14 protein-coding genes are annotated in these 21,602 nt (G+C 66.4%); 7 read left to right on the top strand and 7 right to left on the bottom strand.

The window, feature by feature from the left end; all coding sequences use genetic code 11:
• Nucleotides 1-2,380: 2,380 nt before the first annotated feature.
• From trxA to AC50X6_RS05395, 5 genes are all read right to left on the bottom strand, one after another.
• On the bottom strand, nt 2,381-2,707 hold the full coding sequence (gene trxA, locus AC50X6_RS05375) for a thioredoxin (protein ID WP_494965228.1): 327 nt from the start codon (nt 2,705-2,707) through the stop codon (nt 2,381-2,383).
• A 36-nt stretch (nt 2,708-2,743) separates the two neighbouring features.
• Nucleotides 2,744-3,700, bottom strand: a complete 957-nt coding sequence (trxB, locus tag AC50X6_RS05380; protein WP_494965229.1) for a thioredoxin-disulfide reductase — start codon at nt 3,698-3,700, stop codon at nt 2,744-2,746.
• Nucleotides 3,701-3,904: 204 nt separating this feature from the next.
• A complete protein-coding gene (locus tag AC50X6_RS05385; RefSeq protein WP_494965230.1) occupies nt 3,905-5,515 on the bottom strand; it encodes an ABC transporter substrate-binding protein in 1,611 nt (536 codons plus the stop codon).
• Nucleotides 5,516-5,685: 170 nt separating this feature from the next.
• Nucleotides 5,686-7,731 carry a murein biosynthesis integral membrane protein MurJ gene (murJ, locus tag AC50X6_RS05390; RefSeq protein ID WP_494965231.1) on the bottom strand — a complete coding sequence of 682 codons (2,046 nt, stop codon included), beginning with the start codon at nt 7,729-7,731 and terminating at the stop codon, nt 5,686-5,688.
• A gap of 71 nt (nt 7,732-7,802) precedes the next feature.
• Nucleotides 7,803-8,303 carry an NUDIX hydrolase gene (locus AC50X6_RS05395; RefSeq protein WP_494965371.1) on the bottom strand — a complete coding sequence of 167 codons (501 nt, stop codon included), beginning with the start codon at nt 8,301-8,303 and terminating at the stop codon, nt 7,803-7,805.
• Nucleotides 8,304-8,522: 219 nt separating this feature from the next.
• Between AC50X6_RS05395 and AC50X6_RS05400 the strand changes: the two genes are divergently transcribed.
• The 6 genes from AC50X6_RS05400 (at nt 8,523) to AC50X6_RS05425 (ending at nt 16,752) form a co-directional block, all read left to right on the top strand.
• Nucleotides 8,523-9,992 carry a CCA tRNA nucleotidyltransferase gene (locus AC50X6_RS05400; RefSeq protein ID WP_494965232.1) on the top strand — a complete coding sequence of 490 codons (1,470 nt, stop codon included), beginning with the start codon at nt 8,523-8,525 and terminating at the stop codon, nt 9,990-9,992.
• Nucleotides 9,993-10,577, top strand: a complete 585-nt coding sequence (locus AC50X6_RS05405; RefSeq protein WP_494965233.1) for a histidine phosphatase family protein — start codon at nt 9,993-9,995, stop codon at nt 10,575-10,577.
• Nucleotides 10,578-11,294: 717 nt separating this feature from the next.
• On the top strand, nt 11,295-11,435 hold the full coding sequence (locus AC50X6_RS05410) for a hypothetical protein (protein ID WP_494965234.1): 141 nt from the start codon (nt 11,295-11,297) through the stop codon (nt 11,433-11,435).
• A 156-nt stretch (nt 11,436-11,591) separates the two neighbouring features.
• Nucleotides 11,592-13,061 (top strand): glycosyltransferase family 87 protein, encoded by a 1,470-nt coding sequence (locus AC50X6_RS05415; protein WP_494965235.1) that lies wholly within the window; start codon nt 11,592-11,594, stop codon nt 13,059-13,061.
• Nucleotides 13,054-14,493, top strand: coding sequence for a phytoene desaturase family protein (locus AC50X6_RS05420; protein ID WP_494965236.1), 1,440 nt, complete (start codon nt 13,054-13,056; stop codon nt 14,491-14,493). The genes AC50X6_RS05415 and AC50X6_RS05420 overlap by 8 nt, the downstream gene beginning before the upstream one ends.
• 264 nt (nt 14,494-14,757) lie before the next feature.
• Complete coding sequence (locus tag AC50X6_RS05425) at nt 14,758-16,752, top strand: penicillin-binding transpeptidase domain-containing protein (protein ID WP_494965237.1); 1,995 nt, start codon at nt 14,758-14,760, stop codon at nt 16,750-16,752.
• A 106-nt stretch (nt 16,753-16,858) separates the two neighbouring features.
• On the opposite strand, the gene AC50X6_RS05430 is transcribed toward AC50X6_RS05425, so the two are convergent.
• Both AC50X6_RS05430 and AC50X6_RS05435 read right to left on the bottom strand, forming a co-directional pair.
• Nucleotides 16,859-18,232: an aspartate aminotransferase family protein gene (locus AC50X6_RS05430; RefSeq protein WP_494965238.1), complete on the bottom strand. Its 1,374-nt coding sequence runs from the start codon at nt 18,230-18,232 to the stop codon at nt 16,859-16,861.
• Between the two features lie 27 nt (nt 18,233-18,259).
• Nucleotides 18,260-19,747 carry a CoA-acylating methylmalonate-semialdehyde dehydrogenase gene (locus tag AC50X6_RS05435; protein WP_494965239.1) on the bottom strand — a complete coding sequence of 496 codons (1,488 nt, stop codon included), beginning with the start codon at nt 19,745-19,747 and terminating at the stop codon, nt 18,260-18,262.
• 111 nt (nt 19,748-19,858) lie between these two features.
• Between AC50X6_RS05435 and AC50X6_RS05440 the strand changes: the two genes are divergently transcribed.
• Nucleotides 19,859-21,583 (top strand): PucR family transcriptional regulator, encoded by a 1,725-nt coding sequence (locus AC50X6_RS05440; RefSeq protein ID WP_494965240.1) that lies wholly within the window; start codon nt 19,859-19,861, stop codon nt 21,581-21,583.
• The last annotated feature ends 19 nt before the right edge of the window (nt 21,584-21,602 follow it).

A 21,602-nucleotide genomic window follows, 5' to 3' on the forward strand; every position in this document is an offset into this window, starting at 1 on the left:
GACTGCCTTGCCCTGCACTCTGTGATTCCGACCAAACCTGTGGCGCCCGATTTCCGGGGACCGCCACGCCGTAGCTTCGCAACGCAATATGTAGCCCGCGCGACTGGGCGCCGGACATTTGGAGTCTTCCGAATTGGCGAACCCGGTTTCTATCTCGCTGCCTTGCCATGCCCCGCCGTGCCCTTACTCCGCCGTACCCTCGCCCTGCTTTGCTTCTACTCGCTCCGTCCTGTCCCGTCCTTCCCCGCCGTGTACCTGGCGGGCGCCAGTGGAGGACGCGAGGGGTATGGAAGGCTGCGAGATCGGATCTTGTACAGGGGCTCCGCTTGGATGCTGCTCCCTGGGGCGGCCGGAGAATACTCCTCGTAACACAGGCTAGAGCCGGTGTCGCCCAGATGCCGCGGTCACCAAGACAGCACTGATGCCCCTCCAGTGCCTTTGATGTGGTTCTTGGTCGTGAGTTCACGAACTCGGAACGAGGCCGGAGGTGAAGAGTCCCGGATCTCTGGTCTTCTCGGGCTTCGATGCAAGACTCAGATGATCGGACGGCAGTCCCCTGGCCGGCCCTGCGGAAGCGTTGAACGCTCGGTTGTTCGCAGGAACTTTTTTCGACTTGCCCGGAATCGGGTGGGGATTGCGGGCGTGCAGGGAACGGCCGTTCCAAGTGGCGCGAGCTACCGTTGAACTCTATGTTTCACGTGAAACATATCCGGAGCCCGGCCTGAATTGGTTTCAAGCACTGGGTGCACGTTTCACGTGAAACATCCGCCTCCGATCAGATGGCACCGCGGCACCGCCGATTGCAGATGAGCGGGCTTCTGTCTCCGATCCTCAAAGGCAATAGTCATGGGTGCAAATGGAGCCCAAATGGGCCTCACACTCGCCCTAATAGTCGGAGCAGACAGAGTGACTTGGATTGACGTTCTCGTCGAGCTAATCAGTTGATTCCCTCCAATGCGCGGAGCGATCCTGGCTTCTTCAGGTAGGGATGCGGCGGCGTAGCGGCCCGCACTGTCTGACCAGTCGCACTTCTGAAGGGGTGGGTTGAATCGTAATCGCGCCATAGAAGGCCGCGATGTTGGATTGCATTGTAGTGCCATCTAAGGCCAGGAGGTGCGTTGCCCTGCCAGACTGCGACAGGTCGTGGCCTGGGCATCGACTTGGCGACTGAAGGCGATTGCAGCCCAGACGATGGCCGGTGGGCGTGCATGAATACTCGAGTACGACGTGCTACCTCGCAAATCACCAAGCGACACGGATTGGTTCCACCAGCTCCGGGTCCCAGGATGTTTCACGTGAAACATGGGAACTCCCGGAAGCACAACCATGCGGATGGTGACTGCTGGCAGTCTGCGGCGACTTCGAAATGGCGCGAGCCGCAACGACTAGCGCGAGCCACAACGACATTTTTTGCTTCTCGTGAAACGCGACGTCCGGCTCGCGGGACGTGCTCACCACGATTTCGCTAAGATGTAGGAACTCATCGATCCACGGGGATATGTGAAGGTCGCCAGTGGATTCATTGCAGAGCAATCAACCCTCAGAAGGTTCAGAAACCATTCGAGTCTCACTGTCAGTAGACATCCTCCGGACCCGGGAAACCGTTAGTCGGCGTTTTCGTTGGTTCATCGGCGTCTTGGCCCGGGGGCTGGGAGGGCACAGCTCAGGGACATGTCCCGCGCCGGGGGCAGCGGACGGACATAGTGTCGTTATGCTCAGTTCCGGGTGCGAAGAATGGGCATGTCCCCCGCGGCGCGAAAAGGTCCAGGTTCCACGCCGCCGGACCCGCCCAACGCCTGACCGGACCAGCCCGACGCGACGGGCCGTGGCGTTCCTGCCCGGTTACTTCGGCGTCCGGCGCCACAAGCCCGCGGGAATCCGGGCCTTTCCCGGGCCGATAGGAGGTGTGGCGGCAGGTAACCGGGAAGGAGCGCCGCCAACGGCCACCTACGTCCGGCCAGATCAACGAAAATGCCCGCCGGACGCGGCGTACCCAGCGGATCTGCCCCGCTGGGCGGGACATGCCCCGCGCCCGGGCCGGCGGGTGGGCATAGTGTCATTGTGCCCAGTTTCCGGTGCGAAGAATGGGCATGTCCCGCTGGACTGAACACGGTCCCAAGGGACATGCCCCGCACCGGGGCCGGCGGGTGGGCATGGTGTCATTGTGCCCAGTAGCGGGTGCGAAAAATGGGCATGTCCCCCCATGTCCCCCGGCGCTACAACGTCCTGGCGCTGCCTGAACCCCGGCGAACCAAGGAAAATACCCGCGCTGGCGACAATTTTCCGGGAGCCAGGAATGTGGGATCCCACAAAAGAGTGGCCCCACTTCCGGGAAGTGGGGCCACTTGTGGGGTCTGTGCGGGGCACAGCCCGGCTGGAATTAGGACAGGACGTCCGCGAATTCCTTCTCGAAATACTGCTTCGGGCGGGCGCCGATGACGGTCGCCTTCACTTCTCCACCCTGGAACAGATAGACGGCCGGGATGGAGGTGATCCCATACTCAGCGGCGATGGCCGGGTTGTCGTCCACGTTCACCTTCACGACGTCCACCTTCTCGCTGTACTCGACTGAAATTTCGTCGAGGATTGGTCCGAGCTTGCGGCACGGGCCACACCATTCGGCCCAGAAGTCCACGATGACCGGCTTCTCGGATGCCAGTACGTCGCTGCTGAAACTGGCGTCTGTTACGTCTTTTGCGTTGCTCATAACTTTGTCTCTCTTCAGTTGGTTGCTGCGCGCCGTTTAGGCGTGGAAGTCTGCGAGGTAGTGCTCGACGTCAAGTGCGGCCACACAGCCTGACCCCGAGGCCGTGATGGCCTGGCGGTAGGTCGGGTCGATGACGTCGCCGGCCGCAAAGACTCCCCTGACGGTGGTCCTGGAAGTGCGGCCCTCAACGGCGATGGTGCCTTCGGGGGTCAGCGCCAGCTTGCCCTTGACGAGATCCGTGCGGGGATCGTTGCCGATCGCCACGAAAACACCGGTGACGGCCAGCTCGGATCCGGTCCCGTCCAGGAGGTTCGTCAACCGCAGCCCGGTGACCTTGTCCTGGCCGATGATGTCCTCGACGCCGGTGTTCCAGATGAAGGTGATCTTCTCGTGGGCCTGGGCGCGGTCCGCCATGATCTTGGAGGCACGCAGGGTGTCCCTGCGGTGCACCACGGTGACGGACTTCGCGAATTTGGTGAGGAACAGTGCCTCTTCCATCGCGGAGTCGCCGCCGCCGATGACGGCGATGTCCTGGTCCTTGAAAAAGAAACCGTCGCAGGTTGCGCACCAGCTGACGCCATGGCCCGAGAGCCGCTTTTCATTGGGTAGACCAAGTTCACGGTAGGCCGAGCCCGTGGAAAGAATGATGGACCTGGCCTTGAAAACCTCCCCCGTCGCGATGGTGACCGTCTTGACGTCGCCGTCGAGATCCAGTTCGGTGACGTCCTCGAACTGGATGTCAGTGCCGAATCGGGCAGCCTGCTTCTCGAAGTTCTCCATCAGGTCCGGGCCCATAATGCCATCGGGGAATCCCGGGTAGTTCTCGACGTCGGTGGTGTTCATCAGCTCGCCGCCGGCGGTAACCGAGCCCGCCAGCAGCAGCGGCTTCAGGTTGGCACGCGCCGTGTATACCGCAGCGGTGTAGCCCGCCGGGCCTGAGCCGACGATGATGACATCACGTACATCGGACGCGGTGTTTTCTGCGTTGCTCACTGAACGGTGAACCTCTTCCTTTGTCGATGCGCCCGCCCGGGTGGCCGGCCACATGGCACAACTGGTACTTGGTGCTGAATATTCCGATGGAGCCGGGCACCACGGGGACGCCACCACCCAGGGTAACGTTCTGGCCCCGTACGGCCGGATCAGGAACCGTTGGGTGAAAGGCTTGACCGGCGCGTGATCGGGGCACCAGGCGTGCTACTGGATCTTGATCTCCGCCAGCCGAAGGCCAAACCCGAAGCGCGTCTTCGGTGCCGTCAGCTTGGGGAGGGTCTTGATGGAGACGATCACGTACTGCGCCGTGACGGGTTCCTGCAGGGGCATGGTCAGATCCGGGGACGTGAAGCTGTTGCTGCCTGCCTGCTTGGCTCCGTCGAGGGAGGGCCGGTCGTTGGTAAACACGCTGATGCCTCCGCCGGATGCACCCAGCTGGCTCAGCGTGACCGAGGAGACCTTCGAGGGGCTCTTGAGCTTGATGACCAGCGGAACCTCGGGGGCGAGGCCACCCCAGTTGTCGGTGGCGAATTCCATGTCCGACCAGTAGCTGGCGCCGTTTCCGTCAAACGTCTTGACCAGGTCGCCGTCGTACGTCCCCGCGAAGTCGAAGTTACCCAGGCGCGTGACGCCTTCGATCGCGGGCGGGCCTGCGGCGGGTGCCGAGCTGGCAGTTCCGGTTGGTTCCGCCGACGTCGGGCCGGGAGTACTGGTGGACGTGCTGCCGCCTGCTGTGGACTGGGGGTTGCTCTTGAAGAGGCTGCCCAGATTGGTCACGGCAAGGATCAGCCCCACCACCAGGACGGCGGCCAGCAGGCCGCCCACGAGCCAGCGCATGGAGCGGGGTTCGCGCGGCGGCTCCTCCTCCTCCTGTTCGTAGTAATCGTCGCCGGCCGCAGACTCGTTCTTCCGGGCCGAGGCCGGGAAGAATCCCGGAGTCCGGTCCGGGGAGGCCACACCCGGGCCTGCTGCAGCCGGATACTCCTGCACCTGCCCCTGGCGGGAAATACGCTGATCCTCTGAACCGGCAGAGGCGTAGTCATCGCCGGACCAGAGGGACACCTTGGGCGTCTCCGTCGGAGCCGGCGGCGTCGAACTGGAGCCGCGGCCCGCTGCGTCACCGTTAGCGGCACCGGCCTGGACCGGCTGGGGTGCCGTTACATGCGCGGCAGTCTCCTGCGGTGCGGTCTCCGGAGATCTGGAACCGCCGGCCGCAGCAGCTCCGGCAGCCAGACCTGTGGCGCCTGCCGCGGCGGCCGCTCCGTGACCGGCACCTGCCGCGTCGGACGGGGACACAGCCGGACGAGCGGTGACGCGGGACGGGGACACCGGCGCGGCTGCCTTCTCCGGCGCCGCAGGCGACAGGTTCTGTCCGTAGTTGATGAACCCGGCGTCGACTTCCTCGTCGTCGTAGATACCGTCGTAGGTTTCCGGTTCCTTGGAACGCGCCTGCCCGAAGATCTCGCTGCCCAGGGTGTCCGTGAAGAACGGCTCCACATAGGGCGGGTTGGCGGAGACCACAAGGTCCAGCAGATCAGCCGCCGAGGCATGGTTGGTAATCAGATAGGTCGTGGAATCGCTGACACCAAGATCGAGGATCTGCACGCTCCCGGGACGCTCGCCCGTGGCCACCTCGCGGGCGCTGTGGGCCACTTGATCGGCGTTGCCCGGGCCGGCCACAAGGATGCTGACAGCACGGTTCAGCACCTGGTCCACACCGTCCAGCACCAGATCCTGGTCATGCGAGGTCAGTACGGTGGCAGTGACCTTGTAACGGCCACCTAGCACTGATCCGACATCGATCGGGTGGGACACGGGTTCCTCCTAGACTGTCCGGGGCTGCCGAGCTGACCACTTCATCACTGACCCACAGTCCCCCGGCAAAGCCGGTTGACCGCTGGTCTGCAACTCCCCTTCTTAGTATTCGATCGTAGCCGATGCGGTGTCCCGGCCGCGGGAGCACGGGGCTGCGCAACCGGCGGACGCTATTTTTTCTTCTTCCGGCCGAACGGGAAATGCGGATTGTGCCCTGCCGGGCCCTGATAGGTCCGGCGCCCCGGCAATGGAACGTCGCCGCGCCCCAGACCGCCCTGAGCCGTGCTGGGCACGTCCTCAGCGGGCAGGTAACCGCCGTCCGGCCCGGTCCGTCCGGCCCGGTCATCCTGATCACCCAGGTCTGGACCGGCACGGAAGGACACGGCATCAAACTCGCCCGAAATTCTCGGAATGAGCCCGGTATCCACGGAGACTGTGGCCCGTTCCGGCGTCGTACGTGCCGCAACGGTGACATCCGGACTGTCCCCGGCGCCGGGAGGGACTGCCGGACGGCGGAGCCTTCCCAGCAGCGGCTGCAGCAGATCCCGGAGTTCAGTGACCCGGAAGAGTTTCAGCAGCACGAGGTAGACGGCCAGCATGACCGGCCCGACGACGACGATTGTTACCAGTGCGGCCGGGCGGCTGCTCCAGGCGAAACCTTCCGGGCTGTAGCTGCCCAGCAGCCACAGGCCCACCGCCCCGGCGAGGGCCGAGCCCAGGGCCGCGTAGCCCATCCGGATGTACGAGTTGGCGATCCGCGGACCGTCCAGATGGCCCAGGAGCCGGCGCAGGAAGAACGCGCTGACGATCACGGACAGGATATTGCCGCCGGTGTACAGGGCTGCGATGGCGAAGATGATCTGGTCGTACGGCAGGAACTGGATCAGGAAAGCGGCCACAACATTGACCAGGGCCAGCACCAGCTGGATGAAGAACGGAGTCCGCGCATCCTCGTTGGCGTAGAACACCCGGGACATCATGAAGTTGGCGCTCATGAACGGGGTACTGAGTGCCAGGAGCGTCAGCGTCTGGGCGAGCATGGCGCCGTCCTGCCGCTCACCGCCGGAGAAGAACATGCCCAGCGGTCCGGCAAGCGCGAACAGCGCCAGTGCTCCGAAGACGGTGGCCACCGCCATGGTCCGCAGTCCGTGCGAGAGGGCGTCGCGCAGCGCGTTCCGGTCCCCGTCCTGCGAGGCCCGGGTCATCCGGTTGAACAGCACGGTGGCCAGCGACAGCGCAATGATGGAGTGCGGCAGCAGATAGAGCTGGCTTGCCACCTCCAGCACGGCGTTGCCCGGCAGCGTTTCCGCGGCTGGATCGCCCGCCCGCTCGAGCCGGAGACGCTCGGCCCCGGGAATCGTGGCGATGCGCATGACGTACAGGAAGGCGAGCTGCCCGACGGCGGCTGTGGCCAGCGTCCACACGCTCAGCCTGGCAGCCTGTCCCAGACCGACGCCGCGCCAGCCGAAGCGCGGCCGCAGGCCAAGCCGCAGCCGGAACACCGGGATCAGCAGGATGGCGGTCTGGGAAATCACGCCAATAGTGGAGAAGCCGGCCACGAGAAAGGTCTGGGTGGAACCCCAGTTATCGAGGGTGTGGGGATTAGTCACGTTGGCGCCCATGATGCCGATGAACATGCCCAGCCCGGCGATCGCGACGACGTTGTTCAGGATCGGGGCCCACATCGCCGGTCCGAAGGCCCCGTGGGCGTTCAGAACCTGGGTCAACAGGGCGTAGAGACCGTAGAAAAAGATCTGCGGCAGGCACCAGAATGCGAAGGACACGGCCAGTGATTTCTGCTGCGGGGAGTAACCCTGCGTGGTCAGTTCTATGACCCAGGGTGCCAGCAGCGTCACCAGCAGGGTGAGGGTGAGCAGAACCAGCACGGCCAGCGTCAGCAGCCGGCTGATGTAGTCAGCTCCTTTGTCCGGCGCCTTGCTGGCCTTGATGATCTGGGGCACCAGGACGGCATTGAAGACGCCTCCGGCCACCAGCAGGAAAATCAGGTTCGGCAGGTTGTTCGCGTTGATGAACGTGTCAGTGACGGTGGAACCGAGGCCAAGGGCAGCGCCCAGCATCCAGGTCTTGCCGAAACCGAGGAAGCGCGAGACCAGCGTTCCCGCCGCCATGATGGCGCTGGAACGGGCCTCTCCGGACTGGACAGCTGTAGAATCGGCGGGGCCGGAGTGCGCTGGGGTGGGCTTGGCAGATGACATCCTCTTCATCGTCTCACCCGGGCATGGCACAAGGTGCTATCCGCGCCCGATTGCGGCCGCTTTCCCGCCCGTCAGCCGATTTCGGGGAGCACTTCCCTGGCGAGATCCGCGATGCGGCGTTCGTTCGGGAAAGAGAGCTTGCGGGCCAACTCCTGGATGGGAACCCAGGCGACGTCCACGGCTTCCTGATCGGGATCGTTTTCAATCGTCAGGTCCCCGCCCGTGGCCTGCAGCAGGTAGTGGTGGACGGTCTTGTGGACGCGGTGGCCGCTGACGGTGAACCAATAGTCAATGCTTCCCAGCGGCGCGAGGATCTTGCCTTCGATGCCGGTTTCCTCTGCGATTTCACGCACGGCGGCTTCCTCGTTGCTTTCCTGGCCTTCCGGATGGCCCTTCGGCAGGCACCATTCCAGTCGTCCGCCGCGGTTAAGGCGGGCGATAATCGCAACCCGCAGTTCGGCGTCGGACGTGTCCACAACGACGCCGCCGGCGGAGACTTCCTCGACGGTGGGAAGGGAGGCCTGGCCCAGGTGCTGCACGGGCGCGACATTGCCGCCGATTGCCGATGGCAACGGTGCGTTTGTCCTCCTGCCGGGAGCGCTCGGTACGGGATGGGCCATGATGTCCACTCTAACGACACTTGTCCTCACTTGATGACCTGAACATGACAGGAAAGTGGACGGCAGGGAAAGTCGATTGTGTCCGCCGCCGCCGCGCCCGGCACCAACGGCGGGCCGCCGGGAAGGATCCGGTGTGGTGCTGGCGCTCTTTTCTGACAAGCTTAAGAAACTATGGCGCATGCACATCACAAGACTGACCCGCACACTGTCGAATTCCAGGTGGACCCGGTGGTTCTGGAGCTCGGACGGCGGTTCGTCGACGCCGGCCATGAACTGTCGCTGGTGGGTGGTCCCGTGCGTGACCTCTTCCTGGGCCGGGTATCCCCCGACCTGGATTTCACCACCGACGCCACCCCTGACCAGACTGTCGCGCTGATCAGGAAGTGGGCGGACAACTACTGGGAGATCGGGCGCGCTTTCGGCACCATCGGGATGCGCAAGGCAGGTTTTCAGATCGAAATCACCACCTACCGCGCGGAAGCCTACGACCCGGATTCGCGCAAACCGGTGGTCGCGTTCGGGCACTCACTGACGGATGACCTGCAGCGGCGGGACTTCACCATCAACGCCATGGCGTTGCGCCTGCCGGCACTGGAGCTCGTGGACCCGTTCGGCGGCGTCCGTGACCTGCACGCCTCCGTCCTTGCCACTCCAGGGGCTCCCGAGGCGTCCTTCTCCGACGACCCGCTGCGCATGATGCGCGCCGCCCGTTTCGCCGCCCAGCTCGGCGTGGAGGTGAACCAGGACGTCCGTGCGGCCATAACCCGGATGGCCGAACGGATCTCCATGATCTCCGCGGAACGGGTGCGTGAGGAACTGGTCAAGCTCATTTGCGCCACCCACCCCCGCGCGGGGATTGACTTGCTCGTGGATACCGGGCTGGCCGAGTTTGTGCTGCCCGAGGTGTCCGCGTTGCGCCTGGAATCGGATGAGCACCACCGGCACAAGGACGTCTACCAGCACTCGCTCCAGGTTCTGGAGCAGGCCGCCGCCCGAGAGACTGACGCGGACGGCCCCGTGCCCGGCCCGGACTTCGTGCTGCGGTTTGCTGCCCTCATGCACGACGTCGGTAAGCCCGCGACCCGCCGCTTCGAGCCAGGCGGCGCGGTGAGCTTCCGGCACCACGACATGGTGGGTGCCAAGCTGACGACGAAGCGGATGAAGGCACTGCGCTTCGACAACGACACGATCAAGGCCGTGGCCCAACTGGTGGAGCTGCACATGCGCTTCTACGGCTACGGCGATGCTGGCTGGAGCGATTCCGCCGTCCGCCGGTATGTCACCGACGCGGGGCCGCTCCTGGACCGGCTGCACCTGCTGACCCGTTCGGATGTGACCACACGCAACCAGCGCAAGGCCGAGCGGCTCTCTTTCGCGTACGACGACCTGGAGGCAAGGATCGCGGCACTGCGCGAGCAGGAATCCCTCGAGGCGGTCCGCCCGGACCTGGACGGCGGCCGGATCATGGCGCTGCTGGGGCTCAAGCCCGGCCCTGTTGTCGGCCGCGCCTACAAGTTCCTGCTGGAAGAACGGATGGAGCACGGCCCGCTGGATCCTGACGTGGCCGAGTCCAAGCTGCGCGAATGGTGGGCGGCGCAGCCGGAATCCACTGTCGAACCGTCCACCACCGAGGAGTCCTAAGTGATTGCACCGTCCAACGGCCCCCGTCCGCAGCTGTGGATCCTGCGGCACGGCGAAACCGAATGGTCAAAGAGCGGTCAGTACACCGGGCTCACCGACCTTCCGCTGACAGTGGAGGGCGAGCAGCAGTCCGTTGAGGCCCGGACGGTGCTCGACGCCGTCGACTTCGATCTGGTGCTGACCTCTCCCCTGCGGCGGGCGCGGAGGACGGCGGAACTCGCCGGGTATCCCGGCGCCGAAGCGGAACCCCTGGCGGTGGAGTGGGACTACGGCGAGTATGAGGGGATCAGCTCGGACCTCATCCGCAAAGACAACCCGGACTACCTGATCTGGACCCACGGCGTGCCCAACGGCGAGTCCCTCGACGACGTGGCTGCGCGGGCGGACAAGATCGTGGCCCGCGTGCTGGAATCCGGGCTGGACAATGTGCTGATTGTGGCGCACGGACACTTCTCCAGGATCCTGACCGCTCGCTGGCTCGGGCTTGATGCCCACGAGGGCCGGCACTTCGTCCTGGGGACCGCGAAAGTCTGCACGCTGGGCTGGGACAAGAAGACGCCGGCAGTGGTCCGCTGGGGCCTATAAATACGGTTTAGGAAAAACTCTAAGAAAGTTTATGAATGTGGTAGTCAAACGCTGCATTCATGGTGTATTTTTAATTCTGACCCCAGAGCGATTTGCCGGGGTCACGGCGCGCGCCGCCCGGTCAGTCATCCGGAGCTGCGGCAGAACAGAAAAGGAGGTTGGGAAAATGATTACTTTTACTAGCGGATGGATGTATACCCTCACCGCAATCCCGGCCTCTGCTGCTGAACCGCGCCCAAGTGTCGGACCGACTGCCTCCTGACCCTCCCGCTTCGGGCCTAGCGACTTTGAGCTAGGCAGCGGAGCCAGGGCCATGCCGGGACTTCCCGCGAAGTCCTTGACAGTGGACTGACCGGGCGGAACCACGCGGTTGCGCAGCATCCCCATAGTTCGGAACCCAGCTTCTTGTTGGGGTTTGCGGCGCTCATGCGTCCAGGGGCCAGCCTTTCGCCTGGCGAAATCAATTCATCAGTGCCGGGTATTTCCGCGCCCAATTCGGGGCGTTTCATCCGCTAATAAGTCCTTCTTCGAATGGGGCTCTAATTGTCATGCCTGATTTTTTCCCATTTCCACAGCAGTGCCCATGAAAGGTTCCCCGTGACTACCGCCAGCAGCACGCCGGCACGCGGCTTTCCAACGCAGCCCCCCGGCCACCGATCCACGACCCACCGACTTTCAGGCCACCGTCTTTCAGGCCACCGGCAGGAGGTGACAACCATGATGCAGAACCTCCGGGCGGTCCTGCGCTTCGGCCGCAGGCCGGCCCAGCGGCACACGACACTCTTCAACGGACAACTCCTCGACCAGAAGCGTGAGGACGTATACGTCGCATTGCACCAGTTCGGTCTTCTCCGCTGACGCAGTACACAATGTCCCGCGGCAAAACTGATCCGCAGGGAGCCCTCGCGGCGGCGCGTGGGCTCCCTCTTTTCTGTTGCTGTTCCCGGGGGCGCCGTCGGGTCGCCGGGCGCATGGCGAAGCACGGCCGGCCGCCGCCCCGGTAAGCTCAAGGGCATGCAGGAGACAAAGCCGCCGGAGCACCGCAAGCGGGCCCGACTGGTCATCCCGAGCCGCAGCGACCCGCTGCTGAGGAACTTCACAGAACTCATCGGCGGACCCATGGGTCACCGCTCGGCACCGGGCATCGTCTCCCCGGGATTCTTCACCGTGGAACGGGTCCTGATTCTACTCACCGTCCTGGCAGCGCTGACCGGGATCCTCCTCAAGTCCTACTGCCGAAGCAACGGCTGGGAAACGCCCGGCCAGTTCTATGCCTCCTGCTATTCGGATTTCCCCGAGCTGTTCAGGAACCGGGGACTCGGCGACGGTGCCTTCCCCTTCGTCACGGCGGGGACCTTCTTCGAATACCCCGTGCTGATGGGATACATCGCCGGCGCCACGGCGCTGCTGGTACCCGGCGAGGGGGTCACAGACGCACGCATCCTCGGCTATTTCGACGTCAACGCCACCTTGATCGCCGCCGTCTGGATCGTCACCGTCCTGGCCACGGCCCGGATGACCCGCCGCCGGCCCTGGGACGCCGCCATGGTGGCCGTCGCCCCCGGCATCGTCCTGGCCGGCACAGTCAACTGGGACATGTGGGCCGTCGCGCTGCTGGCCGTTGGCATGTACTGCTTCTCCCGGAACAAGCTTGCGCTGGCCGGGATCTTCATCGGCCTGGGCACGGCAACCAAGCTCTACCCCCTGCTGATCCTCGGTGCGGTACTGCTTCTCACCCTCCGCACAGGCCGCTTCCGTGCCTTCCTGGTCACCGCCGGAGCCGCCGCAGCAACCTGGCTTGCCGTGAACCTGCCGGTCGCGGCACTCGACCCGGCCGGCTGGAAGTACTTTTACCAGTTCACCGAGGAACGCCCCGCCGGCTACAGCTCGCCCTGGTTTGCCTACAACCTGGTGGCTGGCCGCCTTGGCTGGGTGCCGCTGCAGGCCGTAGCCATCAACACCCTGGCCCTGAACCTCTTCGTCCTGGCCTGCATCATGATCGGCGTGCTGGCCTTCACAGCAGCGCGGCGCCCCAGGCTCGCGCAACTGGTTTTCCTGATTGTCGCGGCCTTCGTCCTCACCAACAAGGTGTACTCACCTCAATTCGTCATCTGGCTCGTTCCCCTGCTGGCCCTCGCCCGGCCCGGATGGCGGGACTTCCTGATCTGGCAGGCCGTCGAGGCGCTGCACTGGGCCGCCGTCTGGATGTACCTCGGACAGGTGACCAGCGGGGGTGCCACCCAGCACAACATCGACATGCCCTACTACGTCCTGGCCGTCGTCTGCCATATGCTGGCCACCGCCTACCTGATGGCGCGCGTGGCCTGGGACATCTGGGATCCACGCAACGACGTCATCCGCCGGCACGGCCTGGACGATCCTCATGGCGGGCCCTTCGACCGCGCACCTGACTGGCTGCGGCTGGATCCGGCGCGCCCCTCGGCTTCCCTGTTGCCCTGGCGCAAGGCGGCGGCGGATGCCTGACGTCGCCGTCGTCGGATCGGGCCCGAACGGGCTCGCGGCCGCGGTGACGATGGCCCGGGCCGGGCTTAAGGTGCACGTTTACGAGGCGGCCGGCACCCCCGGCGGCGGCCTGCGGACTTCGGAGCTGATGGAATCCGGCCACTTCCACGACATCTGTTCAGCGGTGCATCCGATGGTCCTCGCCTCGCCCTTCTTCCGGGAGTTCGAGCTGTCCCGGCGGATCCGCCTGGCCGTGCCCGAGGTGTCCTACGGCTCCCCGCTCGACGGCGGAAGCGCCGCCGTCGCGTACCGGTCGCTGGAGCGGACGGCCGCCGAACTGGGGCGCGACGGCGCCGCCTATCACCGGTTGATGGCGCCGCTGGTGCAGCGGGTGGACGGCATCGCGGAGTTCACGCTGAACCAGCTCTTGCGGCTGCCGAAAGACCCCCGCGCGGCTGTCATCTTCGGGCTCCGGACCCTGGAACAAGGCTCCCCGCTCTGGGGGGCGAGGTTCCGGGAGGAACTGGCGCCCGCCCTGCTGGCCGGGGCCGCGGCGCACGCCGTCTCCAGGCTGCCCTCGCTAACGGCGGCCGGGGCCGGACTCATGCTGGGCGCGCTGGGACATGCCGGCGGCTGGCCCATCCCCATGGGAGGATCCGCGGCGATCTCCCGGGCCATGGTGACGGACATCGAAGCCCACGGCGGGGTGGTGGAAACAGGGGCGCGGATCGGATCGCTGGCCGAACTGCCGCCGGTCCGGGCCACGCTGCTGGACGTGGCCCCGCCCGGGCTGCTCCGGCTCGCCCACGGACGGCTCCCCGTGCGCTACCGCCGGGCGCTGGAATCCTTCCGCTTCGGAAACGCCGCCTGCAAAGTTGATTTCATCCTGTCCGGACCGGTTCCGTGGGCGGCGCCCGGCCTCGCCGACGCGGGGACCATCCACGTGGGCGGGACGCGGGCGGAGACGGCCGAAGCGGAGAACCTCGTGGACGCCGGCCGACACCCCGAACGGCCCTACGTCCTTGTTTCGCAGCCGTCGCGCTTCGACGCCGGCCGGGCCCCGGCCGGACGCCACATCCTATGGAGCTACTGCCACGTTCCGGCCGGTTCCACGGTGGATATGGGCGAGGCCGTCATCGCCCAGCTGGAGCGCTTCGCACCCGGATTCCGGGACCTTGTGGTCCGCTGCCACGTGACGACGGCGGCCGGCCTGGCCAGCTACAACGAAAACTACGTCGGCGGCGATTTCAGCGCCGGCCTGATGGACCTCCGCGGACTGCTGCGGCGGCCTGTGCTGAGCCCTGTGCCGTGGCGAACACCGCTGCCCGGCGTGTACCTGGCCTCCTCATCCACGCCTCCGGGACCTGGGGTGACCGGCATGCCCGGCTTCCACGCCGCAAGATATGCCCTAAAAGACATATTCGACCTTCCCGTGCCGGGGCTGAGTCTGTAAAGCTTCAACGCTCGGGCGCAGCGGGGCCCAGCATCTGGTCCCCGTTGCCGGAGCGGCCCGCCGCCGGCCGGGAGACCGGGCGTCTCCACTGCGCTCCTTCCCAGTTACCAGTCCCGGGACTACCGGCCGTCCCGGTAAAACGCCCGGAATCCGCGGGAGGCAGGAAGGCGGGCGCCGAGTAACCGGGCGGGAGCGTCGGTGCAAGCAGTGTGTGACAAGGAGCGTGACAAGGGAATTGTCCGGAGTTCGGGGCATAATGGCGCGATGGGGAACTCATCAAAACTGTCACTTGTCCTTGTCGGGCTCATTCTTGGCGCCTCCCTGGTGGGATGTTCGGACGGGCGCGCCGGCGCGCAGGATGCAGCGAAGCAGCTTGCGTCTGCCGTGGCGGCGCTCGACGTCGGCTCCGTTGCCTTTGCGGGCAAGGATGCTGCGGCGGCCAATGAGCAGGTCAGGGCCGTTTTCAAGGCGCTGGAACCGGACAAGCCGTCGGTGCAGGCTGGTGAGCTGACGCTGGAGTCGGACACCGCCACGGTGCCGCTGAACTACAGCTGGACTGTGGGCCCGGACGAGTGGAATTACACGGTCTCCGCCCAATTGAAGAAGTCCGGCGACAAGTGGCTGACCGTCTGGAATCCAGCCATGCTGGTGCCTGGGCTGGCGGACGGGGACATCCTCAGCCTGTCGGCGGAATCACCGCAGCGGGCTGCCATCCTCGGCGCCGGGGACGTTCCCTTGGTCACCTACCGGGCGGTGGTAAACGTCGGCATCGACAAGCCGCAGCTCGCGGGGGCCGATGCCGCGGATCCGGCCACTCAGCTCGCCCAGCTGGTGGGCATCGACCCGGCTGCCTATGTACAGCAGGTGAAGGCATCCGGACCGGAGGCGTTCGTAGCCGCCATCACCCTGCGCACGGACGGCCGCACCATCACCGACGCCCAAATTGCGGCGATTCCCGGCGCCCGGGCCATCCCGGATTCGCTCCCGCTGGCCCCCACCCGCACGTTCGCCCGCGCACTGCTGGGCACCGCCTCCGAGGCCAGTGCGGAGCAAATCGAACAATCCAGCGGAGCGCTGAAACCAGGAGACACCACCGGCACCGGCGGACTCCAGCAGCGGTATGATGCCCAGCTGCGCGGCACCGATTCGACCGTGATCCGGGCCCAGAAGGCAGGGCTCACCGCAGAAGAGCTGAGGGTGGTTCCGGACCCGCGCAGGGTCCTGTTCCAGGTTCAGGGGAAGCCGGGAACTCCGCTGCAGACCACCCTGGATCCAAACCTGCAACAACTCGCCGAGGACATTCTGGGCAAGGTGGGTCCGGCATCGGCGATCGTGGCGCTTCGCCCGTCCACAGGCGCAGTCCTTGCCGCAGCCTCCGGCCCCGGCAGCAACGGCTACGACACCGCTATGCTGGGCCAGTACGCCCCCGGCTCGATCTTCAAGATTGTGGACTCGCTGGCCATGCTCCGCAACGGCGCGACCCCGGAATCCAAGGTTGACTGCCCGGCCACCCTCACCGTGGACGGACGGACGTTCAAAAATGCTGAAGGTTACCCCGCCGCATCGCTGGGTTCCGTGAGCCTGCGCGATGCCTTCGCCCACTCCTGCAACACCGCGTTCATCAACGCCCGCGGCACTGTTAAGCAGGCCCAGCTGGAAGCCGCTGCCACCTCCCTGGGTGTCGCCGTGGAAGCCCCTTCGCTGGGGGCGGTCGCGTTCCTGGGTGCCGTTCCCGGGGACGCCGAAGGCACCGAACATGCCGCCTCGATGATCGGCCAGGGCAAGGTGCTCATGTCCCCGCTGGCAGCCGCGATCATGGCCGGCTCGGTGGCGAAGGGCGCCCCCGTCTTGCCGCAGCTCGTGCTGAACCCCGGCGCCGGCGGCGAAGCAGCGGCACGCGCCCCGGCCGCCCCGACAGGCGGTCCGACCCCGACAGCCGGTCCGACGCCGTCGGCCGCTCCGGCCCCCGCGAAGACCTCCGGTACGCCGGTCACGGCAGCGGAGGCCGCCGCCCTGGCGGACATGATGCGCGCCGTGGTCACCTCCGGCCATGCCGGCTTCCTGGCGTCCGTTCCGGGCGCTCCCGTGGGTGCCAAGACCGGCACGGCCGAATTCGGCATGGACGCCCCGCCCAAGACCCACGCCTGGATCGTGGCCGTGCACGGGGACCTCGCCGTCGCCGTGTTCGTGGCGGAGGGCGGCCTCGGCGCCACCACCTCCGGACCGCTGCTCAAAGAGTTCCTGACCGCTGCCGGCTGACCCGATCCCTGGACGTTCTCTCGCCTTTGCGGCCGAAACCACGGACGCCCCCGCACCTGATGTGAGGGGGCGTCCGTTCAGGGATCGCGGGAGGTGGGTGAGGGTCTCAGGCGGCGAAACCGTCTGCGATGTCCAGGACTTCGTCGATAATGGCGAGGCCGGACGTGGTGTCTTCTACGCTGGTGTTGCAGGGCGGGACCACGTGGATGCGGTTGAAGTTGGCGAACGGCAACAGGCCGCGGGACTTGCAGGCCGCCACGAGCTGGTTCATTTCCGGACTGGAGCTTCCGTAGGGGGCCAGCGGCTCGCGCGTCGTGCGGTCCTTGACCAGCTCGATGGCCCAAAAGACGCCCGTGCCGCGCACTTCGCCGACCGAACGGTGGTTTTCGGCGAAGCCGGCGAGGGCCGGGCCAATCACGGTCTCGCCGAGGAACGCTGCGTGTTCCACGATCTTCTCGTCAGCCATGGCGTTGATGGTGGCGACCGCGGCCGCCGTTGCGAGCGGATGGCCGGAGTATGTCAGGCCGCCCGGGTAGACCCGCTTTCCGAAAGTTGCCGCTATCTCGGGGCTGATGGCAACACCGCCCAGCGGCACGTACCCGGAATTCACGCCCTTGGCGAAGGTGAGCAGGTCCGGGACAACGCCGAAGTGTTCGACGGCGAACCACTTTCCGGTCCGGCCGAAGCCCGCCATCACCTCGTCGGCGATGAGGATAATGCCGTGCCGGGTGCACAGGTCACGGACGCCCTGCAGGTAGCCCGGCGGGGGCAGATAGATCCCGGCGGTCCCGGGAATCGATTCGAGGATCAGTGCAGCGATGGTGGATGGACCCTCGAAGCTGATCAGCTGTTCCAGGTGCTCGAGCGCCCGTTGGCTTTCCTCCGCCTGCGTCGTGGCGTGGAAGGCCGTGCGGTACAGGTACGGGGGAAAGAAGCGGACGGCTCCGGCGCTGCCGTTGTCGCTGGCCCAGCGGCGCGGGTCGCCCGTGAGGTTGACGGCAAGCTGCGTCCCGCCGTGGTAGGAGCGGTAGGCCGAGAGGACCTTGTGCCGGCCGGTGTGCAGCCGGGCCATGCGGACGGCGTGCTCGTTGGCATCGGCGCCCCCGTTGGTGAAGAAGATCTTGTCCAGCTCACCCGGTGTGCGTCCGGCAATCAGGCGGGCAGCCTCCGAACGGGCGTCGTTGGCGTAGCTCGGCGCGATGGTGCAGAGCTTGGCGGCCTGGGCAGCGATGGCGGACACGACGGCGGGGTGCTGGTGGCCGATGTTCGTGTTGACCAGCTGGGAGGAGAAGTCGAGGTACTTGTTGCCGTCTCCGTCCCAGACGTGCGATCCCTCGGCCGCCGTGATGACCATCGGATCCAGGAGGTCCTGGGCGGACCAGGAGTGGAAGACGTGCTTGCGGTCCAGTTCGTAGGCGCGGCGGGCGCCGTCGGAGGCCTGCTGCTGCAGTAGGGCTCCGCTTTCAAGGGTGGAAGTCATGTCGGGTGCCTTTCGGGTACGGGTGGCTCAGGCGTTCTGCGGGAAGCCGAGGTTGATGCCGCCGTGGCTTGGATCCAACCAGCGGGAGGTGACGGCTTTGCCGCGGGTGAAGAAACCGACGCCCTCGGTGCCGTGGGCGTGGGTATCCCCGAACAGCGAGTTTTTCCAGCCGCCGAACGAGTAGTAGGCCATGGGGACCGGCACCGGGACGTTGATGCCCACCATGCCAACTTCCACTTCGTTCTCAAAGCGGCGGGCCGCGCCGCCGTCGTTGGTGAAGATGGCGGTGCCGTTGCCGTAGGGGTTGGCGTTGATCATGGTGAGCGCCTCGTCGTAGCTGTCCACCCGGAGGACGGAGAGGACGGGGCCGAAGATCTCATCGGTGTAGATAGACATGTCCGTGGTGACGTGGTCGAAGAGTGTGGGGCCGACGAAGAAGCCGTCGCCTTCCGCATCCGGGGCGATGGATCGGCCGTCGACGACGAGGCCGGCACCGGCCGCTTCGCCGGCGTCGATGTAGCCTGCCACCTTGTCCCGGTGCGCGGCGGTGACAAGCGGGCCCATGTCGCAGCCGCGCAGGCCGTCTCCGGTGCGCAGCGTTGCGGCCCGCTGGGCGATTTTGGCCACCAGTTCATCGCCGATGCCGCCGACGGCGAGCAGTGCCGAGATGGCCATGCACCGTTCTCCGGCGGAGCCGAAGCCTGCGTTGATGGCGGCGTCCGCGGCGAGGTCGAGGTCGGCGTCGGGCAGGACAATCATGTGGTTCTTGGCGCCGCCAAGGGCCTGGACCCGTTTGCCATGGGCCGTTGCCGTCTCGAAGACGTATTTGGCGATCGGCGTGGAGCCGACGAAGGAGACGGCCTTGATATCCGGGTGGGTCAGGAGGGCGTCGACGGCCACCCTGTCGCCGTGCAGGACGTTGAAGACGCCGTCCGGCAGTCCGGCTTCCTTCCAGAGTTCCGCCATCCAGTTGACGGCCGTGGGATCCTTTTCGCTCGGCTTGATGACCACGGTGTTGCCGGCGGCGATGGCGAGGGGGAAGAACCACATGGGCACCATGGCGGGGAAATTGAACGGGCTGATGATGGCGACCGGGCCGAGCGCCTGCCGGATCGAATGGACGTCGACGCTGGTGGATGCGTTTTCCGTGTAGCTGCCTTTGAGCAGGTGCGGGATGCCGCAGGCAAATTCCACGACTTCCTGCCCGCGGGTCACTTCGCCGAGTGCATCGTCGAGGACCTTGCCGTGCTCGGAGGTGATGATTGCGGCGAGCTCGCCTTTGCGGGCGTTGAGCAGCTCGCGGAAGGCGAACAGGACCTGGGTGCGGCGGGCGATGGAGGTGTCGCGCCAGGCGGGGAACGCGGCCCTGGCGGCGGCGATGGCGGCGTGGGCCTCTTCCGCGGAAGCCAGTGAAACTTCGCCGGTCACCTTGCCTGTGGCCGGGTTGGTGACGTCCGCCGTGCGGCCGCCGGCCGGGGCGTAGCTTCCGTTGATCCAGTGCTCAATGGTGTTCACGGTTTCTCCTCATGCGTAACTTGGATGCGTTGCATTCAGTGTTTCCGCCGGATGCCGGTGCCGTAAGGGCCTAGGTGTAAAGAAATCCGGGTTCGGGTTTACACTGTGTCAATGCTGCCCACCGTCCGCTCGATCCTTGACCTGCCCGTGCTCCGCGAGGCGGCTCCGCTCCTGCTCGGCGGCACCGGCGCGCTGGACAACCCGGTGCGCTGGGTCCATGTGAGCGAGTTGCTCGACCTTTCCGGACTGCTGTCCGGCGGCGAGCTGGTGCTCACCACCGGCCTGGAACTGGAAAAGGAACCCGGCCTGACGGCGTCGTTCATCAGATCCCTCGAGCAGGCGGGAGCTTCCGGCCTGCTGGTGGAACTCATCGGAAACCGGAAGCTCAGCCTGGACGCCCTGCGCACGGCCGCGCTGGGCACGGCCCTGCCCGTGATGGTGGTGGAACAGCGGGTGCGGTTTGTGCAGATCACCGAGATCGTGCACCGGATGATCGTCGCCGAACAGCTGGAGCGGGTGGAGCGCGCCCGCGACGTCCACGAGGCCTTCACGGTGCTCAGCCTGGAAAGCGCGGGGACTCAGCAGGTGGTGGAGCAGGCGTCCGCCATGATCGGTGCGCCCGTGGTCCTGGAGGACCTTTCCCACCTGGTGCTGGCGTACTCGGCCCGGCAGCTCCAGACAACCGAGCTGCTCAACGACTGGGAGCGGCGGTCGCGGACCACGCGGTCACCGTCCGGGACGGCCCGGACCGGCCCCGAGGACTGGCTCCAGACGCCGGTGGGCGTCCGGCGGAACCTTTGGGGCCGGCTGGTGGTTCCGGTGCCGCTTGACGACGACGATGCGGCGGCCATGGTGCTGGAACGCGCCGCGCAGACACTGGCCATCAACCGGCTGGCGGAACGGGACCGGCGTGAGCTGAGCCACCAGGCGCAGGCCGGGCTCCTCAACGCCCTGCGCCAGCCCCGGGGTCTGGGAGAGGACGAGGCGCAGGCCAGGGCCGCTGCCTTGGGGCTCAGGCGGGCGCCGTACTACGTGCCGCTCGTATTCCGGAGCAGCGCAACAGCCGCGGATCCCTCGCGGCAGGGGGCATCCGGTGACGATCCGCTGGCCGGGCAGCAGGAAGAGCGCGCGCTGCTGGACCAGCTTGCGAGGGCGCTCAAATCCGTGTCGGGCAGCGCCCTGACCGCGAGTATCCGGCCCGGCTCGGTCGGCATGATCCTGGCCATTCCCGCGAAGCAACTGGAGGATCCGACGCTGCAGCGGCTCGCCGACGCACTGGCGGGCAACGTCACGCCCGCCGGGCGCGCGCCCGGAAGCCCGGCGGGCAGCTTGGCGGGCAGACCGGCCGGCGGCCCTCCCGTCAGGCCGCCCGCCGGCCCGGCGGAAGTGGAGTGGAGCATCGGCGTCGGGCAGCTCCGGGGTTCCCTGCTCGAAGCGGCCGCGGGCGTCGATGAGGCCGCCCACGTCGCCGAAACGGCAGCGACCCTCCGGGAAGGCCGGAAATCGTTCTACCGGGCCACCGACGTCCGCCTTCGGGGGCTGCTGGCCCTGCTTCGGAAGGACCCCCGCGTCCAGCAGTTCGTGGAATCCGAGCTCGAGGGCGTCCTGGCGGCCGACGCCCGGGCCGGCGGGGGCGGGTACATGGAGCTGCTCGGCCAATACCTTGACTCGGGGGGAAACAAGGCGGCCCTGGCCAGGAACGGCTTCCTCAGCCGGCCGACGCTATATGCGCGGCTGTCCCGGCTGGAAGACGTCCTCGGCGTGGACCTTGGCGACGCAGAATCGCGGACCTCGCTGCATGTGGCCCTCCTGTTGCACCGGCTCCGGGCCCTGTGACCGTCAGGATTGCGGCCGG

The sequence above is a fragment of the Pseudarthrobacter sp. HLT1-7 genome, assembly GCF_059383435.1.